Raw genomic sequence first — 4,450 nt, 5'->3', positions numbered from 1 at the left:
ACCCGCGACCACCGGGCCGCGACGGCAGGTCCGGGGTGGTGGGGTCAGCGTGGCCGGGGGATACGGCGGCGCACGTCCGGGGTGGTGGCGGGGCCGGGCTGCCAGCGGGCCACCCACGGGGCGTCGGCCGGTGGAGTGACCACACCGCCCTCCAGGCCGGCGTACCGGCCGGCGAGGACGCGTTTCGCGGCAGCCACGTCGACGGTGTCGGTGTTCTCCCACAGGGCGGTGAAGAGCTGCTCGACCCGCACCCGGGCCTGCCGGCAGAACAGGTCGGCCAGCTCGACGTTCTCCGGGTGGGTGTCCTTCTCGGCGTACGCCCGGACACAGACCGCGCTCATCGCGAACAACTCCGCGCCGATGTCCACCACCCGGCCGAGGAACGCCTGCTTGCGCTCCATCTTGCCCTGCCAGCGGGACATCGCGTAGAACGTCGACCGGGCCAGCTTGCGGCTGTACCGCTCGACCTGCCGGAGATGACCGGCGAGCGGGCCGAACTCGCCGTACGCCCTCGGTCGCTGGCCCCGGCCGACGGCGAGGGTCGGCAGCCACCTGGCGTAGAACGCCCCGGCCCGGGCGCCCGCCCTCGCCTTGCGGCCGAGGTCGGCGTCCGGGTCGATGATGTCGCCGGCGACGGAGAGGTGGGCGTCGACGGCCTCCCGGGCGATCAGCAGGTGCATGATCTCGGTCGAGCCCTCGAAGATCCGGTTGATCCGCAGGTCGCGGACGAGCTGCTCGACGGCGGCCGGGCGTTCCCCCCGGGCGGCGAGCGACTCGGCCGTCTCGTAGCCGCGCCCGCCCCGGATCTGGACCAGCTCGTCACCGATCTTCCAGGCCATCTCGCTGGCGTAGAGCTTCACCAGCGCCGCCTCGATCCGGATGTCGTTGCGGTCGTCGTCGGCGAGCAGGCAGCAGAGGTCCAGCATTGTCTCCATGCCGTACGTGGTGGCGGCGATGAAGGCGAGCTTCTGGGCGACCGCCTCGTGCTCGCCGACCGGCCGGCCCCACTGCACCCGGTCGGCGGCCCACTCCCGGGCCACGTGCAACGCCCACTTGCCGGCGCCGACGCACATCGCCGGCAACGACAGCCGCCCGGTGTTCAACGTGGTCAGCGCGATCTTCAGGCCCTTGCCCTCGCCGCCGATGACGTTCTCCTTCGGCACGAAGACGTCGTGGAAGCGGGTGACGCTGTTCTCCAGGCCGCGCAGGCCGACGAAGGCGTTGCGGCGTTCGACGGTGATGCCCTCGCTGTCGCCGTCCACCACGAACGCCGTGATGCCGCCCCGCCGGCCGCCCGCCGCGGGCACCCGGGCCATCACCACCAGCAGGGTGGCGACGGTGCCGTTGGTGGCCCAGAGCTTGACCCCGTTGAGCCGGTAGCCGGCGCCGTCGGGGGTGGGCTCGGCGGTGGTGGCGAGCCGGGCCGGGTCGGAGCCGACGTCCGGCTCGGTGAGCAGGAACGCGGAGACCTCGCCGGCGGCGAGCCGGGGCAGGAACCGCTGCTTCTGCTCGTCGGTGCCGAACATCTTCAGCGGCTGCGGCACGCCGATGGACTGGTGGGCGGAGAGCAGCGCCCCGATCGCCGGGCTGACCGAACCAGCCAGCATCAGCGCCCGGCAGTAGTGCAGGTTGCTCAGGCCGAGCCCGCCGTACCGCCGGTCGATCTTCATGCCGAAGGCGCCGAGCCGGGCGAGCCCGTGGAAGACCTCGTCGGGGATCCGGGCGTCCCGTTCGATGGCGGCGCCGTCCACCTCGGAACGCAGGTACGCCTCGAACGCGGTCAGGAACTCCTCGGCCCGCGCGACGTCCGCCGGATCGGAGCGGGGCCACGGGTTGATCAGGTCGAGCCGGAAGCGGCCGAGGAACAGTTCCTTGCCGAAGCTGGGCCGGTCCCAGGCGGTCTCCCGGGCGGCCTCGGCGACCTGGCGGGCCTCCTTCTCGGAGACCTGCCCCGCCTCACCGGGCAGTGGTCCAGCGCCCTCGGCGGTGGATCGGCTGTTGTGTGTCGTGGTCACGGCTGCCCCCTCGAACCTTGGTCCGGATGCGTCCACGTGCTCGACAAGAGCAACGCTACCCCTGGGTGTTACCCAGGGGTAGCGTTGCGTGCACGTCTGATTTACCGGCCCGCGACCGTCCCGGCGGAGCCGTCGGCGGCGAGAATCCGCGGGGTGTCGTCATCCTCGTCGATGTCATCCTCGCCCCAGTTGCGGCGGGCGAACGGCAGGAACACCCAGAAGGTCAGGAACCACAGCGCGGTGATCCCGCTGAGCACGAAGGCGATCGACCGGTCGAGGATGAAGTCGGTGATCAGCAACACCGCACTGACCATGGCGATCAGCGTGAAGGCGAGCCCCGTGCTGGCCATTCGGTGGGCGAACCGGACCAGTTCCGGCTTGCGGCCCTGTCGGAACAGTGCCCGGTGGAAGGCCACCGGCGAGATGATCGCCGCCGCGGCCGCCGCCGCGGACAGCAGCGAGACGATGTAGACGTCCTTCTGGAAACCACTGGTCCGGGTGAAGCCGGCACTGAACGGCAGGGTCAGCAGGAAGGCGAAGAGGATCTGCACCCCGGTCTGCGCGACGCGCAACTCCTGGAGCAGGTCGGCGAAGTTGCGCTGCCAGCGCTGACGCTCGGATTCCCTGGACACGCGCCACCTCCGGAAAGACGGTACCGACGGGACGGACCGCCGGCAGCAACGCTGTTGCCCCGTCCCGGCACGCGCGAAACCGGCTCAGGAACCCCGGCCGCCGCGTACCCGGGCCAGGATCGCCTCGACCAGCGGGGCCGGCGCCTCGTCGGGAATCCAGTGGGTGACGCCGGACAGCTCGACGAAGTCGTACTCCCCCGTCACGTGCCGGGCGCAGCCCTCGGCGGCGGTCCGGCCGATCGCGGCGTCCCTGTCGCTCCACACGTAGGTGGTCGGCACGCTGACCGGCCCGGCGGTGGCGAAGTCCCTCGGGGACATGGCCCGGTACCAGTTCAGCGCCCCGGTCAACGCGCCCGGCTCGCGCATCGGGTCGGCGTACCGGGCGACCCGGGCGGCGTCGCCGACGCCGGAGAGCATTCTGCGCAGGGCGGTCGCCCGCAACGCGAGCAGCACCTTCTCCGCCTTGCCCGGCCGACGGAACAGCGCCATGTAGGAGGAGCGGAGCTTCTGCTTCGGGTCGTTCGCCAGGGCGTACCCGAAGGCGGCGGGGTGGGGGACGGAGACGGCGGTCAGCGTCCGGACCCGCTCCGGGTGCCGCGCCGCGAGGACCCACGCGACGACCGCGCCCCAGTCGTGCCCGACGACGTGGGCCGCCTCTACCCCGAGGGCGTCGAGCAGCGCCACCGCGTCGGCGACCAGCTCGGGCAACCGGTAGGCGGACACCTCGTGCGGGCGGGCGCCCGACGAGTAGCCCCGCTGGTCCGGCGCGTACGTGCGCAGACCGGCGGCGTGCAGCGCCGGCGTCACGTCGTCCCACTCGCCGCCGTGCTGGGGGAAACCGTGCAGCAGGAGGACGGGTTCGCCGCCCTCCGGGCCGCCGGTGCGCACCTCGAACGTCAACCCTCGCGCCTCGACCCTCATGATCGCCACCCTACCGGCCCGGCCACGCGTCGTCGTCCGACGCCCGCGCCGGTCGCCGGCTGGGCCGTTGCCGCAGGTCGGTGCTAGCGTCTGGGCCAGACAACTTCACCTCCGACAGGGGAGCGCACAGCGCTGAGAGTGCGGGCGGCCCGCCCGCAGACCCTCGAACCTGATCTGGGTAATGCCAGCGCAGGGAGTTCGGTCGACCTCCAGCCGCGCCGCCGTCCGGCGACCACCGGGCGCGGCGTGCGTCTTCTCCTGGTTCGATCATTGGACTGGGAGCACAGCATGCAGCACACCGACAGCAACCGGTGGCGCACCATCGACATCGTGGTCGCCGCGGTGATCGCCGTCGCGTTCGGCGTCATCTTCTGGGCCTGGGGCCTGGTCTGGAAGGCCACCGATCCGCTGTTCGCCTCGGTGCCGGCAACGCAGGCGATCATGTACGGCGTCTGGCTGGTCCCCGCGGTGCTCGGCGGCCTGGTGATCCGCAAGCCGGGCGCGGCCCTCTTCTGCGAGGCCGTCGCCGCGACGGTCTCCGCGCTGCTGGGCTCCGAGTGGGGCGGGATCACCATCGTCCAGGGGCTGATCCAGGGCGTGGGCGCGGAGCTGGCGTTCGCGGCGCTGCGCTACCGCTCGTTCCGGCTGCCGGTGGCGGTGCTCGCCGGCGCGCTGACCGGTCTCAGCGCCGCCGTGTTCGACTTCGTCGTCTGGAACGTCGAGTACGACCTGGCCAGCTACCGCCTGCCGTACGCCGCCCTGACCGTGCTCAGCGCCACGGTCGTCGCCGGCGTCGGCGGCTGGTACCTGACGCGGGCCCTGGCCGGCACCGGCGTGCTGGACCGCTTCCCCGCCGGCCGCGACCGCCCCGCCGTCTGACCC

The 4,450-nt window shown here is 72.5% G+C and carries 4 protein-coding genes and 1 riboswitch; of the genes, 1 reads left to right on the top strand and 3 read right to left on the bottom strand.

Features of this window, described 5'->3' with window-relative positions; translation table 11 throughout:
* Positions 1–44 precede the first annotated feature (44 nt).
* From E1165_RS28100 to E1165_RS28090, 3 genes are all read right to left on the bottom strand, one after another.
* Positions 45–2,015, bottom strand: a complete 1,971-nt coding sequence (locus E1165_RS28100) for an acyl-CoA dehydrogenase family protein (protein ID WP_132394716.1) — start codon at positions 2,013–2,015, stop codon at positions 45–47.
* Between the two features lie 101 nt (positions 2,016–2,116).
* Positions 2,117–2,647 (bottom strand): DUF6328 family protein, encoded by a 531-nt coding sequence (locus E1165_RS28095; RefSeq protein ID WP_132394715.1) that lies wholly within the window; start codon positions 2,645–2,647, stop codon positions 2,117–2,119.
* An 84-nt stretch (positions 2,648–2,731) separates the two neighbouring features.
* A complete protein-coding gene (locus E1165_RS28090) occupies positions 2,732–3,568 on the bottom strand; it encodes an alpha/beta fold hydrolase (RefSeq protein WP_132394714.1) in 837 nt (278 codons plus the stop codon).
* 106 nt (positions 3,569–3,674) lie between these two features.
* Positions 3,675–3,782, top strand: a riboswitch (TPP riboswitch).
* A gap of 74 nt (positions 3,783–3,856) precedes the next feature.
* Here E1165_RS28090 and E1165_RS28085 point away from each other — a divergent pair.
* Positions 3,857–4,447 (top strand): ECF transporter S component, encoded by a 591-nt coding sequence (locus E1165_RS28085; protein WP_132394713.1) that lies wholly within the window; start codon positions 3,857–3,859, stop codon positions 4,445–4,447.
* Positions 4,448–4,450 lie beyond the last annotated feature (3 nt).

The sequence above is a fragment of the Micromonospora sp. KC723 genome (assembly GCF_004348595.1).
GTDB lineage: Bacteria > Actinomycetota > Actinomycetes > Mycobacteriales > Micromonosporaceae > Micromonospora.
The sequence above is the reverse complement of the archived record's forward strand: the minus strand, read 5'-3'. Positions and strand labels throughout refer to the sequence as shown.

Excerpts from the sequence above, each read along its gene's own strand:
- E1165_RS28085 (WP_132394713.1), top strand. The coding sequence starts at position 3,857 with ATGCAGCACACCGACAGCAACCGGTGGCGCACCATCGACATCGTGGTC.
- E1165_RS28090 (WP_132394714.1), bottom strand. The coding sequence starts at position 3,568 with ATGAGGGTCGAGGCGCGAGGGTTGACGTTCGAGGTGCGCACCGGCGGC.